The following is a 20776-nucleotide window of genomic DNA, read 5'->3' as shown; positions in this document are numbered from 1 at the left end:
TGCTCGCTGAACTTGCATCTGAAACAATCAAACCGGGGTCGGTGGCCAAGCTGAATGGGAGTCAGGCCAGATCGGCCGCGGGCGCGGCCTGCAGGCTGGTGCGCACCTGGAACAATTCGGGGAAGAAGGTCAGCTCCAGCGCCTTGGCCAGGAAGCCCACGCCGGACGAGCCGCCGGTGCCGCGCTTGAAGCCGATCACCCGCATCACCGTGCGCATGTGTCGGAATCGCCACAGCTGGAAGGCCGTTTCCAGGTCCACCAGGTCCTCGCACAGCGAATACTCGCGCCAGTAGCGGTCGGTGTCCTGGTAGATGCGTTCGAAGACCGGCTGCAGCGCGTCGTCGGCCACATGCGGCTGGGTCCAGTCGTGGGCCTCGTACACCGCCGGCACGGCGTGGCCGAAACGGGCCAGGTACTTCAGGAATTCCTCGTACAGGCTGGGCGCTTCCAGCGCGATGCGCAGCTGTGCCTGACCGGCCGGATCATGCTCGAACACCTGCAGCATCTGCGCGTTCTTGTTGCCCAGCAGGAACTCGATGTAGCGGTACTGCAGCGACTGGAAGCCCGACGACGGGCCCAGCACGTCGCGGAAGCCCATGTACTCGGACGGCGTCAACGTTTCCAGCACCGACCACTGCTCGGTCAGCTGGCGCAGTACCTGCTTGCTGCGCGCCAGCACCTTGCGGCATTGCCAGACTTCATCGCGCTGCAGGAAGCCGATTGCGGCACGCAGCTCGTGGCCGAGCAGCTTCAGCCACAGCTCCGAGGTCTGGTGCTGGATGATGAAGAGCATCTCGTCGTGGTGCGGCGGACTGGACAGCGGCTGCTGCGCACTGAGCAGCTGGTCCAGCCGCAGGTAGCCGCCGTAGGTCAGCCGTCCCTGCAGGTCGGTATGGATGCCGGCTTCGAGATCGCGTTGGTTGTTGTCGACGGACATGGGCGGGACCAGATCGGGGGCGGCAAGGGTAGCGCGTTGCCGCCACGCTGGCAGCCGCCACGTCCATACCGGGGCGTCCGGCGGGCCGTGGAGCATCCGCCGATGCCGGGCCTGCGCGTGGAACCGTTCGGGCCGTTGTACGGGCAGTCAGCCAGAGGCGTATTCTGATGCTTTGCAGCAACGACTGAATACGTTGTTGTTATTGGCCCCCCACCCGCCGGCAGGGGTAAAACAGGGCATCGCCGTGTTGCGCCGCAGGAAGGCTATTCCGTACGCGTTCCTTAACATGGCGATTCATATCATTTGTAACTTCTCTGTCGAAGGTGCAGTACGCAATGACGGTTGCCGCTGAATTCAAGATCGAATACCTGCAGTACCTGGATACGGACGGCACGCTCGTCCGCGATGACCTGCCCGCGTCGCTGCGCGACCCCAAGGTCCTGGTACCGCTGTTCAAGCAGATGCTGTTCGTACGTACGTTCGACAGCAAATCCATCGCGCTGCAGCGCACCGGCAAGCTCGGCACCTATGCCGCCTGCCTGGGCCATGAAGCCGCGCACGTGGGCATCGGCGCGGCGATGCAGAAGGACGACGTGTTCGCACCTTCGTACCGCGAGTATGGCGCGATGTTCATGCGTGGCGTGCGTCCGCACGACGTGCTGATGTATTGGGGCGGCGACGAACGCGGCAACGATTACGGTGGCAACGCGGCCAAGGACTTCCCGTTCTGCGTGCCGATCTCCACCCAGTGCCTGCATGCCGCAGGTGCCGCGCTGAAGTTCAAGCTCAACAAGGAACCGCAGATCGCGGTGGCCGTGTGCGGCGACGGCGGCAGCTCCAAGACCGACTTCTACGCGGCACTGAATTCGGCCGGCGCCTACAAGCTCCCGCTGATCCTGTGCATCGTCAACAACGGCTGGGCCATCTCGGTTCCGCGTTCGGCCCAGACCGGTGCCGAAACGCTGGCGCAGAAGGGCCTGGCCGGCGGCCTGCACTGCCTGCAGGTAGACGGCAACGACCTGATCGCGGTGCTGGCGGCGATGGAGCAGGCGCGCGAACGTGCGCTGGCCGGCGACGGTGGCACTGTGCTGGAACTGATGACCTACCGCCTGTCCGACCACACCACCGCCGATGACGCGCGCCGCTACCGCGACGACGCCGAAGTGAAGGATGCCTGGCAGCGCGAGCCGATGCTGCGCCTGCGCAAGTACCTGATCAACGCCGGTGTGTGGAGCGAAGACGAGGAAACCGCTTGGGTCGCCGAGTGCGGCAAGCGCGTGGACGAAGAAGTGAACCTGTACCTCAACACGCCGGTGCAGCCGGTCGAGGCGATGTTCGACTTCCTGTATGCCGATCCGCCGCAGGACCTGCTGGCCCAGCGTGCCCAGGCGATTGCGCTGGAGCAGCGCCATGGATGAGATCAAGAACGGCGCGCCCGGCGCGCACACCAACGCCGCCGACAGCGCCGCCGTCGCGCGCGGAGAAGAGAGCATGACCACCACCCCCATCACCCTGATCGAAGCCATCACCCAGGCACTGGCCTGGGAGCTGGAACACGACCCGTCGGTGCTGGTGCTGGGCGAAGACGTGGGCGTCAACGGTGGCGTGTTCCGCGCCACTGCCGGCCTGCAGCAGCGCTTCGGCTCCGAGCGCATCCTCGACACCCCGCTGGATGAAACCACCATCGCCGGCCTGACCATCGGCCTGGCCGCACAGGGCATGAAGCCGGTGGCCGAAGCCCAGTTCGACGGTTTCATGTACCCGATGGTCGACCACATCATCTGCCACGCCGCACGCCTGCGTTACCGCACGCGTGGCCGCCTGCACTGCCCGATGGTGCTGCGCGTGCCGTGGGGCGGTGGCATCCGCGCGCCGGAACACCACAGCGAAGCCAACGAGGCGATCTTCACCAACGTGCCGGGCCTGCGCGTGGTGCTGCCGTCCTCGCCGCAGCGTGCCTATGGCCTGCTGCTGGCCGCGATCCGTGAGCCGGATCCGGTGATCTACATGGAGCCCAAGCGCATCTACCGCCAGTACAAGGAAGTGGTCGTCAACGACGGCGAAGCCTTGCCGCTGGACGTGTGCTTCGTGCTGCGCGACGGCACCGACGTGACCCTGGTGACCTGGGGCGCACAGGTGAAGGAAGCGCTGGAAGCGGCCGACAAGCTGGCCGGCGAAGGCATCAGTGCCGAAGTCATCGACGTGGCCACGCTGCGTCCGCTGGACTTCGCCACCATCGCCGAATCGGTGGCCAAGACCGGCCGCTGCGTGATCGTGCAGGAGGCCCCGAAGACCGCGGGCTTCGGCGCCGAGATCGCCGCGCGCCTGGCCGAGGAATCGATCTACGACCTGCTGGCCCCGGTCGAGCGCGTCACTGGCTACGACACCCACATTCCGCTGTTCCGCCTGGAAATGAAGTACCTGCCGAGCGTTGAGCGGATCGTGGCTGCGGCCAAGCGCGCGGTGGCGGCAGGCTGACATGCGGGCCCGCCTTCTGGGGGCTTACCGCAGCCAGTATCCCAACCCGCTCCGGTTCCGCACCGGCCAGATCGTCGAAGTAGGTGTACGTGACGAGGAATGGCCGGCGTTTGCCTGGGTACGCACCAACGATGGGCGCGCTGGATGGGCGCCCATCGCCTGGCTGCAGCTGCTGGACGAGGGTCGCGCCGAAGCGCTGTGCGACTACGACGCCCGCGAGCTGGATGTGGAAAACGGCGAGATGGTGAAGCTTCATCACGAACACGGCGGGTGGTGGTGGTCCGAGCGCGCCAATGGCGCGACGGGTTGGCTGCCGGCCCGCGAACTGGAACTGCTGGAAGAGAACTGCAAATGAGCCAGACCAAGAACTTCAACCTGCCCGACCTGGGCGAAGGCCTGCCGGACGCGACCATCGTCGAGTGGTTCGTCAAGGAAGGCGATGTGATCAAGCTGGACGAGCCACTGGTCTCGATGGAGACCGCCAAGGCCGTCGTGGAAGTGCCCTCGCCGTTCTCCGGCAAGGTGCTGAAGCTGTCCGGCGGGCCCGGCGACATCATCCCGACCGGTTCGGTGCTGGCCAGCTTCGAGCTGGACCCGAACCTGCCGCAGCGTGCCGATGGCCAGGACACCGGCCACAGCCACGGTCATGCAGCGCCAGCTGCTGCACCGACGCCGCCGCCGCTGCCGGCCGCACCGGTCGCCGCCGAAGCAGCCAAGCCCGCCGCTGCCGAACGCGATGACGCCGGTACCGTGGTTGGCGCGATGCAGAGCTCCAACGCCGTGCACGCCGAGCAGGCGCTGGCCGTCGGTGGCGTCAAGGCCGTGCCAGCCGTGCGTGCCACCGCGCGCAAGCTGGGCGTGGACCTGAGCCGCGTGCGTGCCACCGGCACCGACGGCGCGGTCACCATGGCCGACGTCAAGCAGGCTGCGGCCGATGGCAGCGCCAAGCTGGGTGCCGCTCCGGCGCCGGTCGCTGCCGCCGCGTATGCCGCGCCGGCCCCGGCGCAGGTGTCTGCCCCGGTGCAGAGCGAAGCTCGCACCCCGCTGTCCGCCGCCGGCAAGCCGATGCGCACCCAGCCGCCGGGCGTGGTCGCCAAGGGCCAGCCGGAACCGCTGAAGGGCGTGCGCCGCAACATGGCGCGGGTGATGGCCGATGCGCACAGCAAGGTCGTGCCGACCACGCTGAACGACGACGCCGACATCCATGCCTGGCTGCCGGGCAACGACGTTACCGCCCGCCTGGTGCGTTCGATCGTGGTCGCCGCACAGAAGGTGCCGGCGATGAACGCCTGGTTCGACGGTGAAGCGCTGACCCGCACCCTGCACGCGCAGGTGGACATCGGCATCGCCGTGGACACCGACGACGGCCTGTTCGTGCCGGCCCTGCGCAATGCCGACATGCTCGACGCACGCGGCATCCGTGAAGGCGTCAACCGCCTGCGCGAGCAGGTGGAATCGCGTTCCATCGCCGCCTCGGAACTGAGCGGCTACACCATCTCGCTGTCCAACTTCGGCATGTTCGCCGGCCGCTACGCGACCCCGGTCGTGGTGCCGCCGTGCGTGGCCATCGTCGGTGCCGGCCGTGCCCGCCACCAGATGACCCCGGTGATGGGCGGCGTGGAAGCGCACAAGGTGATCCCGCTGTCGGTCACCTTCGACCACCGCGCGGCCACCGGTGGTGAAGCCGCCCGCTTCCTGCGCGCGATGATGGACGACCTGGCACTGGCCAGCTGATCGACCGCCTTATCGGTGGGTGCCAACCGTTGGTTGGCACATGAACGGGAAAACGCCGGGCACTGCCCGGCGTTTTTTTGCCCGCATCCACGCATGGCGTGGATCTACACAATGCGGGCGATCAATCGCGCGCGACCAAGCCCTCGGCACGGCTGTACACACGCAGGCGGTGGCCATCAGGATCTGCCCCGACAAAGGTATGGCCGAACTCCAGCGTCACCGGCGCCTGCAGGATCTGCACGCCGAGTGCGCGCCAGGCATCGTGCATCTGCTGCACAGCCTCCGGGTTGGCAACCACCATCGCCAGTTCCGCCGCACCGGCCTGCGCGGACACCGGCGGCTGCACGTCATCGCGCTGCCACAGGCCCAGGGCGGCACCATCGCCGAGCAGGAACAGGGCAAAGCCTGACGACTGCTCGACCGGCGGTTTGCCGAGGATGCCGCTGTAGAAGGTGGCGCTGGCGGCGACGTCGCGCACGTACTGCAGCAGGGTGCTGGGCTTGAACATGGGGAAGCTCCGTTGTTGGGAGCAATCATGGTGGAACGAGCCTGCTGACAGATTCTGTCAGTAGCGGCGAGCGTGCTCGACGTCTGTTGCCGTTGCCTTGGTAGAGGTCGAGCTTGCTCGACTGCTGTTGCCGTTGCCTTGGTAGAGGTCGAGCTTGCTCGACTGCTGTTGCCCCTGCCTTGGTAGAGGTCGAGCTTGCTCGACTGCTGTTCGCGAAGATCAAGGGCAGTCGAGCAAGCTCGACATCTACCAGGAGCGAAGAACAAAGGCCGTCACCCCATCCCGCCAGCAGCAGGAAGCGAGGCGCGGAAGCAGGCGGACAAGCCCGACGCTACGAACGATCCAACCAGTCCGGCGCAATGCCCTGCGCCTTCTGCCAGCGCCGCAGCAGCGTGGCGCGCGGCACGAGGTAGTGATCCTCCAGCACCCGCACCTGGCGGATGCGGTCCAACCTGAAATGGCGAAAATCCTCGCGGCTCTCGCACCACGCCGCCAGCATCGGCACCTCATCGAAGTAGCCCAGCGCGAACGGCCAGACGATGCGCTCGCTGCGCTGGCCCTGCGCATCCTCGTAGCCGAACTTCAGGCGCTGCTGCGAACCCACGGCCTCACGCACGGCCTGCAGACGTGCGGCGGGAACCTTGGCCGCCGCACGCGAAGGTCCCACGCGCAGGCCACTGTCACGCAAGGCTTCCCGGCGCGCCGCAGGCAACACATGCGCGATGCGCGCCAGGGCATCACGCGCGGCTTCGGCCAGCGCCGGCTCAGTGCGCGCCGCGACCCAACGCAGACCCAGCACCAACGCGTCGATCTTGGCCGGCGGCAGGCTCATCGGTGGCAGGGTGTCGCTCGGTGCCAGCTGGTAGCCGACGCCGGCCTCGCCACGCAGGTCAGCGCCCTGCTCGCGCAGCGTCTCGATATCGCGGTACAGCGTGCGCAGGCTGATGCCCAGCGCGTCGGCCAGCACCTGCCCGGCCACCGGTCGTCGATGGCGGCGCAGCAACTGCAGCAGCTGGGTCAGACGCAGCGCACGCGACATCAGCCGGCCAGCGCGCTCGATGCCACCACATGCTCACCCGGTTGCGGGGCCAGCGCGGCCTCGACCAGTACCTTGGCGATTTCGCTGGCCGGGTTGATCCGCCACGCCCGTGGCAACACTGGCCCCAATGCACCCAACACCGTCAGTGCGAAACGCTCGCCACGGCGTACCTCGTTGCGCTCGCCACCGATCAGCCCTGGGCGGACCAGGGTCAATGAGTTGAAGCCGAGCGCGCGCAGATCACGCTCCAGCTCACCCTTCACCCGGCTGTAGAAAATCGACGACTGCGGGTTGGCGCTGGCTGCAGAGTTCAGCACGTAGGTCCGCGCACCCTGCGCCTGCGCCAAGCGAGCGAAGGCCAACGGATAGCCATGGTCGATGCGGTGAAAGGCCTCGCGGCTGCCGGCCTGGGCAATGGTGCTGCCCAGCGCGCAGATGACGGAGTCCACCTGCGCCCACTGCGGCGCGGGAGGCAGCGCGTCGAAGGCCAATACCGGGTTCTCCAGCGTCCCATGGGTCACGGCCAGCGGGCGGCGGGTGGGAGCAATCACGCCACTGCAGCGCGGGTCGTCCAGCAGCCGGGACAGGGTCAGCCCGCCGACCAGGCCGGTCGCCCCCAGCAACATCACGCGCATCACCACCTCCACTGCGGCATCCTGTCGCCCATCCTAGCCGTTCAAGCCATCGGCAGCCGCGCCGATATGCTGGAACCAGTCCCTGCCAGCCCCCAGGATTTGCTCCATGACGGACCAGCCCGACCCCCTTCCCGCCGCACCCGGTACCGCCCTTGGGCCGCCGGCACGCGTGCGTGCGGTGGTGGATGACGGGCTCGGTGACCGCGTGGTACTGCAGGGTAGTGGTGGCGTGGCCCTGCAGCAGCTGTTCGCCGGCGCCGACGCGCCCGAGCCGCTGCTGGCCGCGTTCGCCAACGGCATGGCCACGCTGCCCGGCGAACTGGGCGACATGGGCGACCGCCTGCAGTCGGCCCAGGCCAGTGCCGATTGGCCGCGCTATGGCCGCGCGATGCGCCAGCTGATCGACAAGTACATCCGCACCATCGAGCAGCACTCGCCGGATGGGCAGCCGGAAAGCCTGCGCCTGTCCGAGCAGCTGCGGCTGCTGCTGGGCGGCGCGGTGGTGGCCCTGCTGCAGCACGACCCGGATCTGCGCGAGCAGGCGCAGGCGCTGGCACTGCGCCTGCGGCAGTGGCAACCCGGTACCGCGCTGGAACCGATCGAACAGGGCGTGCGCGAACTCGGCCACCAGGTCGGCGTGCGCGCCGAGAGCTGGCAGGAGCAACAGGCGCTGCTGCTGGAGCTGTTCGCGCTGCTGCTGGAGAACGTGAGCGAGCTGCTGGATGACCGCAGCTGGCTGCAGGGCCAGATCGCCGCGGTGCGCCAGTTGCTGGATGGGCCGCTGGAAGCTGAAGCAGTCGAGCGCACCCGCGCCGAACTGCGCGAAGTGATCTACAAGCAGGGCCTGCTGCGCCAGGGCATCGACGATTCCAAAGCGGCGATGCGTGGGTTGATGGGCGAATTCATCGAGCGCATGGATGGCATGGCCACCAGTACCGGTGAGTACCACGACCGCATCGGTAGCTACGCACTGCAGTTGCGCGAAGCGCGCAGCATCGCCGACCTCAACCAGTTGCTGCAGGAGGTGATGCGCGATACCGGCAAGGTGCAGCAGCAGGCCGCGCAGGCCCGCGATCATCTGGCCAGCGCGCGGCAGGAAGTGGAACGCGCCGAACAGCGCATCGCCGAGCTGGAGCAGGAACTGCGTGCCGCCGGTGACCTGGCGCGCATCGATCCGCTGACCCAGGCACTGAACCGCCGTGGCCTGGACGAGCTGCTGCAGCGTGAGCTGGCCCGTGCCGCACGCAACGGCTCGCCGTTGGGCGTGGCCGTGATCGATCTGGATGATTTCCACTTGACCAACGAGGCGCACGGCCACGCCGGTGGCGATGCATTGCTGCAGCACCTGGTGGCCGTGTGCAAGCTGCTGCTGCGCGCCACCGACGGCATCGCACGGCTGGGCGGTGACGAGTTCGTGCTGGTGCTGCCGGAAACCCAGGGCGCCGACAGCATGGCCACGGTGCAGCGCCTGCAACGTTCACTTGCGCACCGCGTGCTGACCGTGCAGGACCGGCGCGTGCCGGTGCATTTCAGCGCCGGGCTGGCGCAATGGCAACCGGGCGACGATATCGAAACCCTGCTGCGACGTGCCGATGACGCGCTGTATGCGGCCAAGCGGCAAGGCAAGAACCGGGTGCAGGCGGGGTAGTTCCCCGGCGCACCGGAAACTGCTTCGGTAGGTGCCAACCTTGGTTGGCACGCGCGGCAAACGAAGCGCCGACCAAGGTCGGCCTCTACCGGGGAACCCGCCGGCGATGATACCGACCACCCTAAACAGCTTCGGTAGGTGCCAACCTTGGTTGGCACGTGCGGCAAACGAAGCGCCGACCAAGGTCGGCCTCTACCTGGGAACCTGCCGGCGATTACTTCCCGCGCAGCTTCTGCACGCCGGTCACCACGGCCAGTACGATGGCGCCGGCGACGATGCCGACCACCATGTTGGCCGCCGCGCTGATCAGCCAGCCCCACTGTCCTTCGCCACCCAGCGCCTGCACCGCGTGATGCAGCGCCGGCACGTTGTGCACCAGGATGCCGCCGCCCACCAGGAACATGGCAATGGTGCCGGCTACCGACAGGAACTTCATCAGCCACGGCGCCGAGGCCACCAGGCCGCGACCGAAGGCGGCGATGGCGCCACCCTTGCGCGACAGGTACAGGCCAACGTCATCAAGCTTCACGATGCCCGCGACCAGCCCGTAGACGAAGACCGTCATCGCCAGTGCAACCACGGCCAAGGTAACGACCTGGTTGGTGAACGGCGCGCTGGCAACCACACCCAACGTCAACACGATGATCTCTGCCGAGAGGATGAAGTCGGTACGGATCGCACCCTTCACCTTGTCCTTCTCCCACGCCACCATGTCCACCTGCGTATCGGACAGTGCCTTGCGCCGTTCGGCCTGATGCTCGGCGTCGTCCTCGGCCGAGTGCAGGAAGCGGTGGGCCAGCTTCTCCACGCCTTCAAAGCAGAGGAAGGCACCGCCGATCATCATCAACGGCACGATCAATGGCACGTTCCAGCCGCGGCTGTGCAGCCACGCCTCCAGCGCGCTGATCGCCAGTGCCGCCGGCACCAGGATCACTTTGTTGACCAGCGAACCCTTGGCCACCGCCCACACCACCGGCAGCTCGCGGTTGGCATTGACCCCGGTCACCTGCTGCGCGTTCAGCGCCAGGTCGTCACCGAGCACACCGGCGGTCTTCTTTGCCGCGACCTTGGTCAGGACCGAGACATCGTCGAGGAGGGTGGCGATATCGTCGAGCAGGGCAAACAGGCTGGCACCGGCCATGGGGCGTCCAAGAGAGGGAATGAGCGGATTCTGACCGATCCGGTGCGGGCTGAGGAAGATATCGGGTTCACCGCGTGACGACCCCGTTGTGGGGACACTGGCGGTGTCCCTCTTTCGCCGGGCATGGCGCTACCTGCGCGGTGCATCCGCCGGGCATGGCCCGGCGCTACCGGCCGTCGTCTGCAAGGAGTTCCGCTTGAGCAAGCCGCCCACCGCGAATGGCAACCCTCCTCTGGTCAAGGGCATGAACCGGCGCAGCCAGATCCTGCGCCTGTTGATGCGCTACCGCCATTCAGGCGTGTTCTCGGGCATGAATCTGGATACGGCCAGCAGCCAGACTGAAGTACCCGCCGACGGCAACCCGGAACAGTTCGTCAGCGATCTGGAAGCGCTGGGACCGACCTTCGTCAAACTCGGGCAGATGCTGTCCACGCGCCCGGACATGGTGCCGGTGGAGTTTGCTACGGCGCTGGAGCGCATGCAGGAAAAGGTGGCCGAGATTCCGGTCGAGCGCATCCATGCCATCGTCGAACAGGAACTGGGCGCGCCGGTGAACAAGCTGTTCGCCGCGTTTGATCCTGAGCCGTTGGGCTGCGCCTCGATCGCACAGGTGCATCGCGCGGTGCTGCATGATGGCCGCGAGGTAGCGGTGAAGGTGCAGAAGCCCGAAGTGGCTGCACAACTGCGCTCGGACCTGGAGGCGCTGCGCAGCTTCGCGCTGGCGGCCGACCATCTGACCCAGGTCGGCCGCCGCGTGCGCCTGCGCGACTGGCTCAACGAATTCGCCAAGACCCTGATGCAGGAGCTGGACTATCACGCCGAGGCCGAGAACCTCGCCCGTTTCGGGCGACACTTGAAGCCGTTCCGCCGCCTGTGGATACCGCAGCCGCTGTGGGACTACAGCAGCCAGCGCGTGCTGACCATGGAACTGGCCACCGGCGTGCGCGTGGATGCGATTCCCGATGTGCGCCGCACCGAACAATCGATGGATCCGCTGGCGGCGGCGCTGATCCGCGGCTACCTGGACCAGATCTTCGTGCACGGCGAGATCCACGCCGACCCGCACCCCGGCAACCTGCGGGTGATGCCCGATGGCCGGCTGGCGATTTTCGACCTGGGCATGGTCGCGCACATGCCGCCACGCCTGCGCGAGCGCCTGCTGAAGATCCTGTTCGCGGCGGTCGATGGTCGTGGCGAGGAAGTGGCCGATGACCTGATCAGCATCAGCACGCGGCTGGAGGCCTTCGACGAAGAACGCTACCTGCGCGAGACCGGCCAGCTGATCGCGCGCTACGCGGCCAGTGGCAGCTTCTCCGAAGGCCGCGTGGTGCTGGACCTGGTGCGCATCGCCACCGCCTGCGGCCTGCGCACACCGCCGGAGCTGAGCCTGCTGGGCAAGGCGCTGCTCAACCTGGAAACCGTATGCCGCTTGCTGGCACCGGATCTGGATACCCGCCGCATCGTCGAACGCCAGCTGCAGCACGTAATGCGTGCGCGCCTGAAAAAGTCCCTGTCTGCGGCCAACCTCGCCAGCGAAGCGATGGAGTTGCAGCAGCTGCTGCGCGATGGGCCACGCAAGCTGTCGGACATCATGGCGCTGCTGGCCGAGAACCGCCTGCAGATGAAGGTGACTGGGCTGGAAGAATCGCGGTTGATGGAAAACCTGCAGAAGATCGCCAACCGCGTGGCGGCCGGCATCATCAGCGCAGCACTGATCATGGCGGCGGCAATGATGATGAAGATCGATACAGGCTGGCACTTGTTCGGGTACCCGCTCATCGCGCTGGTGCTGCTGCTGATCGGCGTGGTGCTGGGGCTTGGCATCGTCACCAGCGCATTGCTGTTCGATCGTCGCGCGCGGGCACGCGAGGAACGTGGGCACCGCTAGCGTGTCGACAAAACCGCCGTATTCATGCGGTTTTTAATGCAATCCAACGAAGCCTTTCACGCTCGTTTTACCTTCTGAGCGCGATTGCGCGCGCGTCATTTCAACAAACATTTCAGTCAGGTTCGTGCATGCACTATCGGGTCATCGGCCTGTCATGTGTATGTGCTTGCGACAGCGCCGGTCGGATGGACACGCGTCGGTACGACGTCCATCAACATCCCGTCACTGCCGAAGCTGCCTATGCTCTGGATACTGTTGTTGTCGTTGTTGCTGCTGTGCTGGCTGTTCCTCGCGTCCGACAAGTGGGTGTGGTGGAAGGCCAGTGCATTCTCGCTGCTGCTGCTCATGCTCAGCGCATGGTGGCTGATCGACAAGCTGTCCGGTGATGGGCTCAACGCTGCAACCCTGTACCACCTCGGCGCCGACATGGAAGGCGCCGGTGTGTCCGACTTCAAGGGCTATATCGCCGGCTTCATCGTGCTGGCGCTGGTCTCGCTGCTGCCGCTGTTCGCCACGCGGGTGAAGCGCTGGCGCCGGACCGGCCACGGCGGCGCGTTGTTCGCCGGTTTCGCGGCCGTATGGGTGGCCACGATCATGATCAGCCCACTGGCCCGCGATGGCCAGCGCCTCTACCAGCAGCTGCGCCCGGTCGACTTCGCGCGCATCGCCCCCGAGTACCAGGTGCCGACGCAGCCGTTGCAGCGCCCGCGCAACATCGTCTGGATCTACGGTGAGAGCCTGGAACGGACCTACCTGGACGAGACCGTGTTTCCCGGCCTGATGCCCAACCTCAACCGCCTGGCTTCCGAGTCGCTGGACGTGCGCGACCTGGCCTCGGCCGAGGGCAGCGGTTGGACCATCGCCGGCCTGGTGTCGTCGATGTGCGGCGTGCCGCTGACCACCTCGCAGGGCGATGAGAACAGCATGGACCGGATGGGCAGCTTCCTGCCCAAGGCGGTGTGCCTGGGCGACTACCTGAAGCAGCAGGGCTACACCAACCACTATCTGGGCGGTGCCAACGGCCAGTTCGCCGGCAAAGGCCAGTTCCTGGCCAGCCACGGCTTCGACGAAGTGCATGACCTGGCGTGGTTCAAACAGCAGAAGAAGATCGGCCGCATCCACTACTCGGCCTGGGGCGTGCACGACGACGTGCTGCTGGACACGGCCTACCAACGCTTCGAGCAGCTCTCGCGCGCCGGTTCGCCGTTCATGCTGACCACGCTGACCATGGATACCCATCATCCCGCCGGTCATCTGCCGGTGTCGTGCAAGGGCGAGCACTACCAGAGCCCGTACGGCAACATCGGCCTGCTCAATGCACTCAAGTGCACCGACCGCCTGATCTCGCAGCTGGTCGAACGCATCCAGGCCAGCCCGTACGGCAAGGACACGCTGATCGTGATCGCCTCCGACCACCTGGCGATGCCCAACGACCTCAGCCACGTGCTGGCCAAGCAGAAGCGCGAGAACCTGCTGCTGTTCCTGGGCGATGGCATTGCCCCGCAGCAGCTCAGCGCCGACGCCGGCACCACCCTGGATTCGGGAGCGACCCTGCTCAGCCTGCTGGACCCGAACCTGAAGACGATGGGCTTCGGCCGCTCACTGATCGATACCCAGCGCGCGCCCAGCGCCAGCGTGGCCACCCAGCGCGATGGCGGCCGCGATTACCCGCAGTACCTCGCCTTCGCGCGTTCGCTGTGGCTGGGCGAACCGACCCGCGAGCTGAAGATCGATGGCGACGACCAGGTGGTGGTCGGCCTGCAGCACGTGCAGCCACCGGTGCTGCTGGAGTACGACAAGGACTGGGGTTTGAAGTCCGTGTATCTGGAGAACACTTCGCGCCAGTTCGATGATGCCAACCCGGACAACACCCTGGCCTACGTCGATCGCTGCACCGCGTTCGAGGATGGATCGGCCGACGGTGACTGGTGCGCCCTGCTGGTCAACCGCGACAACGGCATCAAGCTGTACCGCGACAACGACCTGCGCGGCGGCATTGCCGTGGATGCACCGCTGGACGCATTCCAGGGCCCGCGCCCGAGCGTGCGCCAGGCGCACATGATCACCCAGAAGGGTCGCCGTACCCGCGCCGGCCAGTACATGCTGCAACTGGTGGCAAGCACGCGCCCGGATCGTGGCTTCTGGATCGAGGCCGTGTCCTCGCAGCGCAAGGTAGTGCTGGCGCAGCAGTGGGTGCAGCCCGATGCCAACGGCAAGATCAACGTGTCGTTCGGGCTGGACCACGAAGTGGATGATCTGGAGATCCGCGCGTGGTTGAACCATGCCGAGAAGCTGGCGGTGGATACGTTCGCGCTGGTGCCGTCGCGCAGCCGACCACGAGGGTAGGGTTCTTTGCAGGGCTGCGCCCTGCACCCGCCGAAGCAACAGCCAGAGCAACAGCGTGCAATCCGTGGTTTGGCGGGGCGGTATCGGAGTGCGGGGACGCCGCAAGTACGTCCGTGTAGGCTTGGCAGCCGCTTGCTCGTGTGCGCAGTCCTGCGCACACGGCAAGACCAGGGTTGGGCGTCCTGCCCAACCCGCCCGAGGCATGCCTCGGGCCCATGCGGCTGACACCCCGCACTCCGACACCGCCCCACCTTTGACAGTTTCCTAGCGTCTGGTAGATCCACGCCATGCGTGGATGAATCTCCATCGAAATCGAATATTTCGACAATTGATCGAAGAGCATCCACGCATGGCGTGGATCTACGTGTCGACCAAGGTCGACACCCACCAAGAGCACGCCATCCCACGGAATGCACGCAGTTGCTGTTGCTGTTGCTCCGGCTCGTAGCGGGTGCAGGGCGCAGCCCTGCAAAACACCCCTACTCCTGCGGATCGCGGGTGATGTGGATGTCGGTCGGGGTCGACAGCGGGATGTTCCGCTCCGCCAGGATCTGCAGCAGGCTGAAGTACAGATCGCTGCGGGTGGCGTAGACCTGTCGCGGGCTGGCTACGTACGCGAAGCTGTTGATGGTGATCTGGCCACCGGCAATGCTGTCGATGTAGACCGTCGGCGCCGGCTGCTTCAGCACGCTGGTGTGCGCGGTATATGCATCCAGCAGCGCTTGCCGCAGGTTGCCGACGTCGGTGCTGGTCGGCACCGCGAACTGGATCTGGATGCGGCCCTGGTTGTTGCCCATCGTCATGTTGCGCACGGTCTTGGTGACCAGCTCGGAGTTGGGCACGATCAGGGTCGACTTGTCGCCCACCTGGATCTCGGTCGAACGTAGGCTGATGCGGCGGATGTCGCCCTCCTGGTCGCCCAGCTTCACCCAGTCGCCGATCTTCACCGGGCGCTCGGCCAGCAGGATCAGGCCGGAGACAAAGTTCTGGGTGATCACCTGCAGGCCGAAACCGATACCCACTGACAGCGCGCTGACCAGCAACGCGAGCTTGCTCAGCTGCAGGCCCATCGCGCTCAGCGCCCAGATCACCGCGATGATGATGCCGACGTAGCGGGCAACCGTACTGACCGAATTGCGTGCGCCCAGGTCCAGTTCGGTCTTGGGCAGATAGGTGTCGGTCAGCCAGCGCTGCACCAGCTGGGTGATCGCCAGGCCGGCCAGCAGAACCAGCACCGCCAGCACGATGCGCACCGGCTCCAGCTTCGTTCCACCTACATCGAATCCAGAGGTAAACAGCGACGAGAAGCGCTCCACCACCGCGCCGATGTTGCCGAACGGTGCCACCAGCGCCAGCAGCGTGATCAGCACAACGATGGTACGCAGCGCCGCCGACAGCAGCACGCCGGCCTGTTCCAGCCGCGACACGCTCAGGCCGGTACTGAGCAGGATGGTCTGGCCCACCTTGCTGTCCGCGTTGAGCATCCACGTGCTCAGGTCATCGACGAACTTGAACAGCAGGGTCGCTGCCAGCACTACGATGCTGCCGCCGATCAGCTGCTGGTTCACGAACTTGGCGAAATTCAGGTAGCCCATCAACGTTGCGACGATGGCGGCCACCACCGCGACATTGCCCGCCACGCGTGCCAATACCAGCCAGCTGCTGCGGCGCACCGGCGTACTCGCACCGAGGCCATCGGCCTGCGCTTCCAGCTTGGCCTCGGCCTCTGCGGTCTGCCGGCGATGCAGGCGCGCCAGGGTCACCAGCATGGCCATGATCAGGCCGAGGTAGGTCAGCGCAATCAGGCCATCCAGCGCCACCGTGGTGACGTCGCTGGTACGTGTGGCCTGATCGAGGGCGACCAGCACCGTGCTCAACCATGCCAGCGCCGCCGCGCCCCACGCGTACTTGCGCAGCTTGAGCGCGGCGGTGTCATCCAGATTCAGCAGCCGCCACGACGGACGCTTGGGCACCAGCATGCAGGCGCTGAGTGCAGCGATGAAGGCGGCGCGGAAGGTAGCCGTCTCCAGGCCGTCGGCCACCACCTGAAGGCGCGGCGCGATGGCATCGATCGCATCCAGCGCCGCCATCAGCACCACAACGGCATACCCGGGCAGCAGCGTGCCCACCAGCAGCAGCCACATGGCCAGTCCGGATCGACGCAGGCGACCGTCCGGCGCGCGCTCGGAGGCTGCGAACCCGCGGCCCAGCCGGCGCAGCCACAGCCGCAGCGGGAACATCATCACCAGCGCGGCGATCAGGCCCAGCAACGGCGTGCCCCAGCCATTGGCCCGGATGCCAGCGACCAGCGTATCGCGCCCCTGTTCGGCCAGCGGCGCGACGCGTGCGATATCGATCGGCAGGCGCTCGGCGACCTTGCTCCACAGCGCGGGCGACAACGGCGAGGCGACCTTCTGCCCCAGTTCTTCCGTGCGTTGCGCGGCGCGCTGCTGGTCGATATCGGTCGCCAACTGCTGGGCACGCACGGCACTGGTCTTGGCCTGCGCCACCGACGCAGCCAGGCCGTCGCGCTGCTTGTTGATGGTGCGCCGTTGCGCCGCCAGTTCCGGCGGCTCGGCAGTGCCCTCGGCAGGCGTACCCAACTGCGCCAGTTGTTCGTCAAAGCGAACCAGCTGTGGTTGCAGCTCCTTTTCCAGCGCCTCAGCCTCACGCCGTGCCTGCGAGGCATCCTCGGACAGCATCGCCAGCGTCTCGATGGCTTCAGCGTCGCCGCGCTTGCGGTCGATCTCCTTCAGGCTGGACTCGATCCGCGCCAACTGCTGCTTTGGCGTGAGGTCCTCATCCTGTGCCAGCACCGGTGCGGACAGCAGGAAGGCGGTGCACAGCAGCAGGACCAGCCAAGGGCCCCGTGCACGGATCGATCGCAGGAAAGAAGACAAGCCAGCCACACCGGTTCGCGCGGACCACCGCGCCTGCGCGCGACTATACGGCAGACGCGGTAAAGGGCGGATGGGCGGCCCCGGTAGCGTCGAGCATCAGTACTTCAGGCGCAGCTCTTCCACGGCGGGCTGCTGCAGCGCGTACCAGTCCTGGAACTCTTCCTCGGTGATCTCATCGGGCGCATACACCGCCACCGGGTGCCAGTCGTGGTCGGTCGGCAGCGGCTGGCGGGGGCCGGCACGCAGGCTGTAGGCCACGCCTTCGTAGTCGACCAGGTCATCGACCTGCGGCCACTGTTCGCGTGCGAACGCGGATTCACTCTTCAACAGGATTATCTGGTACATCGGCACCTCCACCTCGTCTGGATCAGGAAAACACGGCGCTGGCTGCAGGATACCGCCACACCGGTGACAACGGGCGCTCCGCCGGGGCGACGGAACGTTCTGGACACGGCCGTCGCCCCAGCTTCACCCGCCCATGGCAAGGCCATCGGCATCGTGGAGGCCCACCCCTGCCACGATCACCGATGACCGAGCACCCGCCGCTGAAAACCGTCGCCGACCTCAAGCTGCCCCGCTACCTGGGCACCTGGTACGAGATCGCGCGCCTGCCGATGCGCCATGAGCCGGAAGGCTGCACCGACGTGTCGGCGCACTACGCCCTGCTGGACAACGGCAACGTCGGCGTCACCAACCGCTGCCGTATGGATGGCGAAGTCGAAGAGGCCACCGGCGAGGCCTGCGCCGTCGACAACGACAGCGCGCGCCTGGAGGTGAGCTTCCTGCCCAAGGGCCTGCGCTGGTTGCCGTTCGCCAAGGGTGACTACTGGGTGATCCAGGTCGCTCCGGACTACAGCGTGTCGCTGGTCGGCAGTCCGGACCGCAAGTATCTGTGGCTGCTGGCGCGCGAGCCGCGCCTGGACGCAACCGTGCAGGACCATTATCTGGCGGCCGCCCGCCTGCAGGGCTTCGATCTGTCCGAACTGATCCAGACCCCGCACACCGGCCGCCCCACCGCCTGAGCAACGCACGACCATGGACCTCAAGAGTGGTTACCCGTGGTGGGCGGTACGCAACGGCCTGATCCACGCCTTTCCTCCGCTGCAGCAGGACCTGCGCTGCGACGTGCTGGTAGTCGGCGGCGGCATCACCGGTGCGCTGATCGCTGACGAGCTGTCCCAGCATGGCCATGACGTTGCGGTGATCGAACAGCGCGACATCGGTTGGGGCAGTACTGCGGCCAGCACCGCGCTGTTGCAGTACGAGATCGATACCCACCTGCTGGAACTGGCCCAGCGCTATGGCCAGGACGCCGCCGCGCTTGCCTACCGGGCGTGTGCCGAGGCGATTCCGGCCCTGGGAGAGGTCGCTCGCGGCCTGAAAGACGTTGATTTCCAGCGCATGGACAGTCTGTACCTGGCCAGCCGCCACCGCGACGTACCCAGCCTGATGGCCGAGGGTGAGGCCCGGCGCAGCATCGGCCTGGACGCACGTTGGCTGGGCCCGGAGGCACTGCAGGAACGCTTCGACGTGGACGCCGGTGGTGCCCTGCTCACGCGCCAGGCGGCGCGGGTCGATCCCTATCGCCTGACTTATGGGTTGCTGCAACGTGTGCGCCGTCGCGGCGGCCAGGTGCATGACCGCACGGTGCTGCACACGCTGCAGGCCAGCGCCCGGGGCGTGACAGCGTTGACCGAAACCGGCGTTACCCTGCGTGCCCGCCACGTGGTGCTGGCAATGGGCTATGCCAACCAGCGCTGGCTCGATCAGCGGGTTGCACGCAACCGCAGCAGCTACGCGTTCATTACCGATCCCATCGACGCGGACGTGTTGGGCCGGCTGCGGAACACGATGGTGTGGGAGAGCGCACGCCCCTATCTGTATCTGCGCGCCACCGGCGATCGCCGTTTGCTGGTTGGCGGACTGGACGACGCCATCGACATCCCCGCCCGCCGCGACCGGCGCGTGGAGCGCAAGGCCGACAAGCTGATGAAACAGCTGCTGCACTGGTTCCCACGGCTGGATCCGGTGCCGGCGTTCTCCTGGGCTGGCACCTTCGCCGAAACCGCCGATGGCCTGCCGTTCTTCGGTCCACACGATCAATGGGGCCCACGGGTGCACTTCGCCATGGCCTACGGCGGCAACGGCATCACCTATTCGATGATCGGCGCGCAGCTGCTGCGGGCCAGGATCGAGCGGCGCACGCACCCGCTGCAAGGGCTGTTCGGGTTCGGGCGGCTCTAGCTCGCAGCCAGGCACGGCCTGGCTCTACCCCAATCCGGCGCCGACAGGCATCATTCAAGCAGCCCCTGCTAGCGTCGGCCTGTACCGCCGCGTGTTGCGTGGCCACCTGTCCGCTGGAGCGCCGTGATGATCCGCCCCCTGACCCTGTTGCTGTGCCTGGCCCTGCCGGGAACCGTGCTGGCCCAGTCCGCTGCGGGCGCGACCGCGCCGCAGGCAACCGGCCTGGATCTGTCGCTGCCGCAAGCACCGATGCGCTATCTGAACGATGCGAGCCTGAAACAGGATCCGCCGGGCACGTACTACGGCGACAAGAGTGGCCCGCGCGTGCACAACGATGCCAGGATCGCCGACGTGACCGACGACAAGGTCAAGGTGTCCGGCAGCTTCACTACCGGCATCGGTTATTCCAAGAATGGCGGCAACAGCCACTACAACGCGGCCACGCTGAACCTGAGCAAGAACTACACCACCGATGAGGGCAAGACCCACGGGGTCAACGTCAACATCCACGTGAGCGAAGGCAAGGGCCCGGGCTTCTTCGGCCCGTACGACGGCTACTACGGCCGCGGCCCGGGCTATTGGGATTACCCGCCGCCGTTTGGCTGGTAACGCCCCGCGTCGGGCCTGGGCCGACCAAGGTCGGCCACTACCAGTGCACGTGTCCGGTAGGTGTCGACCTCGCATGTGCCGGTGGGTGTCGACCTTGCATGTGCCGGTGGGTGTCGACCTTGGTCGACACGCTTTGCGCTCCGCGCCGACCAAGGTCGGCGCCCACCAAAGCCAACGTCAATCCAGCCAGCCATCGCGCTCGCTGTGCAGGATGCGGCCGTCATAACCGCTCAGGCGCACTTCCACCTTCTGGTTGCGGGCATTGCGGGCTTCCAGCGACCAGGTCGCACCATCGCGTTCCAGCGAATGAATCTCGCGCAGGCCATGCGCCTGTGCCCGTGCCAGCACCTGCTCGGTGGTCAACAGCGCGCGGCTGCTGTGCTCGTCGAAGATCTCGCCGGTCTTCGGGTCCACGTAAACCTCGCTGAAGCGACCATCGGCGCGGCTCACGTCGGCCTCCCACAGGCCATCATCGCGTTCAATCTCGTGGATCTGCGTGTAGCCGGCCTTGCGCAGGGTCTGTTCAACCTGGGCCATGCCCAGCGGCGCGGCCTGGGCGGCCGGTGCGATAGCCAGCAGAGCAACAGTGGCGAGGGTGAGCGACTTCAACATGGGGGTTCTCCTGTTCGTGTTCGTGGCCGGACCATCCCGGCAACGCCACAATGCGCC

17 protein-coding genes and 1 pseudogene are annotated in these 20776 nt (G+C 66.7%); 10 read left to right on the top strand and 8 right to left on the bottom strand.

The window, feature by feature from the left end; genetic code table 11:
* Window positions 1–61: 61 nt before the first annotated feature.
* Window positions 62–937, bottom strand: a complete 876-nt coding sequence (locus ABR323_RS10795; RefSeq protein WP_439449296.1) for a tryptophan 2,3-dioxygenase — start codon at window positions 935–937, stop codon at window positions 62–64.
* 335 nt (window positions 938–1272) lie between these two features.
* On the opposite strand from ABR323_RS10795, the gene pdhA reads away from it, so the two are divergent.
* The 4 genes from pdhA to ABR323_RS10775 are packed head-to-tail and all read left to right on the top strand — an operon-like array spanning window position 1273 to window position 5149.
* Window positions 1273–2355, top strand: coding sequence for a pyruvate dehydrogenase (acetyl-transferring) E1 component subunit alpha (gene pdhA, locus ABR323_RS10790; protein ID WP_439449295.1), 1083 nt, complete (start codon window positions 1273–1275; stop codon window positions 2353–2355).
* Window positions 2348–3415 carry an alpha-ketoacid dehydrogenase subunit beta gene (locus ABR323_RS10785; protein WP_167796844.1) on the top strand — a complete coding sequence of 356 codons (1068 nt, stop codon included), beginning with the start codon at window positions 2348–2350 and terminating at the stop codon, window positions 3413–3415. The genes pdhA and ABR323_RS10785 overlap by 8 nt, the downstream gene beginning before the upstream one ends.
* A 1-nt stretch (window position 3416) precedes the next feature.
* The gene (locus ABR323_RS10780; protein WP_032973473.1) at window positions 3417–3770 is read left to right on the top strand and encodes an SH3 domain-containing protein; all 354 of its coding nucleotides are present in this window, start codon (window positions 3417–3419) and stop codon (window positions 3768–3770) included.
* Entirely contained in the window at window positions 3767–5149 is a 1383-nt protein-coding gene (locus ABR323_RS10775; RefSeq protein WP_439449294.1) for a dihydrolipoamide acetyltransferase family protein, read from the top strand. The genes ABR323_RS10780 and ABR323_RS10775 overlap by 4 nt, the downstream gene beginning before the upstream one ends.
* Before the next feature lie 121 nt (window positions 5150–5270).
* Here ABR323_RS10775 and ABR323_RS10770 read toward each other — a convergent pair whose 3' ends face one another.
* From ABR323_RS10770 to ABR323_RS10760, 3 genes are all read right to left on the bottom strand, one after another.
* Entirely contained in the window at window positions 5271–5657 is a 387-nt protein-coding gene (locus ABR323_RS10770) for a VOC family protein (protein ID WP_439449293.1), read from the bottom strand.
* A gap of 331 nt (window positions 5658–5988) precedes the next feature.
* Window positions 5989–6696: a helix-turn-helix transcriptional regulator gene (locus ABR323_RS10765; RefSeq protein ID WP_439449292.1), complete on the bottom strand. Its 708-nt coding sequence runs from the start codon at window positions 6694–6696 to the stop codon at window positions 5989–5991.
* On the bottom strand, window positions 6696–7331 hold the full coding sequence (locus tag ABR323_RS10760) for an NAD-dependent dehydratase (protein ID WP_439449291.1): 636 nt from the start codon (window positions 7329–7331) through the stop codon (window positions 6696–6698). Before ABR323_RS10760 ends, ABR323_RS10765 begins: the two co-directional genes overlap by 1 nt.
* A 106-nt stretch (window positions 7332–7437) precedes the next feature.
* Between ABR323_RS10760 and ABR323_RS10755 the strand changes: the two genes are divergently transcribed.
* The gene (locus ABR323_RS10755) at window positions 7438–8979 is read left to right on the top strand and encodes a diguanylate cyclase domain-containing protein (RefSeq protein ID WP_439449290.1); all 1542 of its coding nucleotides are present in this window, start codon (window positions 7438–7440) and stop codon (window positions 8977–8979) included.
* Between the two features lie 214 nt (window positions 8980–9193).
* Here ABR323_RS10755 and ABR323_RS10750 read toward each other — a convergent pair whose 3' ends face one another.
* Entirely contained in the window at window positions 9194–10120 is a 927-nt protein-coding gene (locus ABR323_RS10750) for a DUF808 domain-containing protein (protein ID WP_135275392.1), read from the bottom strand.
* Between the two features lie 241 nt (window positions 10121–10361).
* On the opposite strand from ABR323_RS10750, the pseudogene ABR323_RS10745 reads away from it, so the two are divergent.
* Window positions 10362–12008 (top strand): annotated as a pseudogene (locus ABR323_RS10745) (ABC1 kinase family protein); the annotation flags it as partial.
* A 240-nt stretch (window positions 12009–12248) separates the two neighbouring features.
* Complete coding sequence (locus ABR323_RS10740; protein WP_439449289.1) at window positions 12249–14354, top strand: phosphoglycerol transferase I; 2106 nt, start codon at window positions 12249–12251, stop codon at window positions 14352–14354.
* A 479-nt stretch (window positions 14355–14833) separates the two neighbouring features.
* Here the strand turns inward: ABR323_RS10740 and ABR323_RS10735 are convergent, their stop codons facing one another.
* Together ABR323_RS10735 and ABR323_RS10730 are read right to left on the bottom strand one after the other, a co-directional pair.
* A complete protein-coding gene (locus tag ABR323_RS10735; RefSeq protein WP_439449288.1) occupies window positions 14834–17263 on the bottom strand; it encodes a DUF3772 domain-containing protein in 2430 nt (809 codons plus the stop codon).
* An 87-nt stretch (window positions 17264–17350) separates the two neighbouring features.
* Window positions 17351–17599, bottom strand: a complete 249-nt coding sequence (locus ABR323_RS10730; protein ID WP_135275399.1) for a hypothetical protein — start codon at window positions 17597–17599, stop codon at window positions 17351–17353.
* Between the two features lie 182 nt (window positions 17600–17781).
* On the opposite strand from ABR323_RS10730, the gene ABR323_RS10725 reads away from it, so the two are divergent.
* From ABR323_RS10725 to ABR323_RS10715, 3 genes are all read left to right on the top strand, one after another.
* Entirely contained in the window at window positions 17782–18276 is a 495-nt protein-coding gene (locus ABR323_RS10725; protein ID WP_439449287.1) for a lipocalin family protein, read from the top strand.
* A 13-nt stretch (window positions 18277–18289) separates the two neighbouring features.
* On the top strand, window positions 18290–19498 hold the full coding sequence (locus ABR323_RS10720) for an NAD(P)/FAD-dependent oxidoreductase (RefSeq protein ID WP_439449286.1): 1209 nt from the start codon (window positions 18290–18292) through the stop codon (window positions 19496–19498).
* Window positions 19499–19624: 126 nt separating this feature from the next.
* The gene (locus tag ABR323_RS10715) at window positions 19625–20107 is read left to right on the top strand and encodes a hypothetical protein (RefSeq protein WP_439449285.1); all 483 of its coding nucleotides are present in this window, start codon (window positions 19625–19627) and stop codon (window positions 20105–20107) included.
* A gap of 177 nt (window positions 20108–20284) precedes the next feature.
* On the opposite strand, the gene ABR323_RS10710 is transcribed toward ABR323_RS10715, so the two are convergent.
* Complete coding sequence (locus tag ABR323_RS10710) at window positions 20285–20719, bottom strand: PepSY domain-containing protein (protein WP_135275403.1); 435 nt, start codon at window positions 20717–20719, stop codon at window positions 20285–20287.
* Between the last annotated feature and the right edge of the window lie 57 nt (window positions 20720–20776).

The organism is Stenotrophomonas sp. ATs4, from assembly GCF_051861585.1.
GTDB classification, from domain to species: domain Bacteria; phylum Pseudomonadota; class Gammaproteobacteria; order Xanthomonadales; family Xanthomonadaceae; genus Stenotrophomonas; species Stenotrophomonas maltophilia_AS.
This window is presented reverse-complemented; position numbering and strand designations above follow the sequence as displayed.

Coding starts and splice junctions, on each gene's coding strand:
- ABR323_RS10795 (WP_439449296.1), bottom strand. CDS start 937: ATGTCCGTCGACAACAACCAACGCGATCTCGAAGCCGGCATCCATACC.
- pdhA (WP_439449295.1), top strand. CDS start 1,273: ATGACGGTTGCCGCTGAATTCAAGATCGAATACCTGCAGTACCTGGAT.
- ABR323_RS10785 (WP_167796844.1), top strand. CDS start 2,348: ATGGATGAGATCAAGAACGGCGCGCCCGGCGCGCACACCAACGCCGCC.
- ABR323_RS10780 (WP_032973473.1), top strand. CDS start 3,417: ATGCGGGCCCGCCTTCTGGGGGCTTACCGCAGCCAGTATCCCAACCCG.
- ABR323_RS10775 (WP_439449294.1), top strand. CDS start 3,767: ATGAGCCAGACCAAGAACTTCAACCTGCCCGACCTGGGCGAAGGCCTG.
- ABR323_RS10770 (WP_439449293.1), bottom strand. CDS start 5,657: ATGTTCAAGCCCAGCACCCTGCTGCAGTACGTGCGCGACGTCGCCGCC.
- ABR323_RS10765 (WP_439449292.1), bottom strand. CDS start 6,696: ATGTCGCGTGCGCTGCGTCTGACCCAGCTGCTGCAGTTGCTGCGCCGC.
- ABR323_RS10760 (WP_439449291.1), bottom strand. CDS start 7,331: ATGCGCGTGATGTTGCTGGGGGCGACCGGCCTGGTCGGCGGGCTGACC.
- ABR323_RS10755 (WP_439449290.1), top strand. CDS start 7,438: ATGACGGACCAGCCCGACCCCCTTCCCGCCGCACCCGGTACCGCCCTT.
- ABR323_RS10750 (WP_135275392.1), bottom strand. CDS start 10,120: ATGGCCGGTGCCAGCCTGTTTGCCCTGCTCGACGATATCGCCACCCTC.
- ABR323_RS10740 (WP_439449289.1), top strand. CDS start 12,249: ATGCTCTGGATACTGTTGTTGTCGTTGTTGCTGCTGTGCTGGCTGTTC.
- ABR323_RS10730 (WP_135275399.1), bottom strand. CDS start 17,599: ATGTACCAGATAATCCTGTTGAAGAGTGAATCCGCGTTCGCACGCGAA.
- ABR323_RS10725 (WP_439449287.1), top strand. CDS start 17,782: ATGACCGAGCACCCGCCGCTGAAAACCGTCGCCGACCTCAAGCTGCCC.
- ABR323_RS10720 (WP_439449286.1), top strand. CDS start 18,290: ATGGACCTCAAGAGTGGTTACCCGTGGTGGGCGGTACGCAACGGCCTG.
- ABR323_RS10715 (WP_439449285.1), top strand. CDS start 19,625: ATGATCCGCCCCCTGACCCTGTTGCTGTGCCTGGCCCTGCCGGGAACC.
- ABR323_RS10710 (WP_135275403.1), bottom strand. CDS start 20,719: ATGTTGAAGTCGCTCACCCTCGCCACTGTTGCTCTGCTGGCTATCGCA.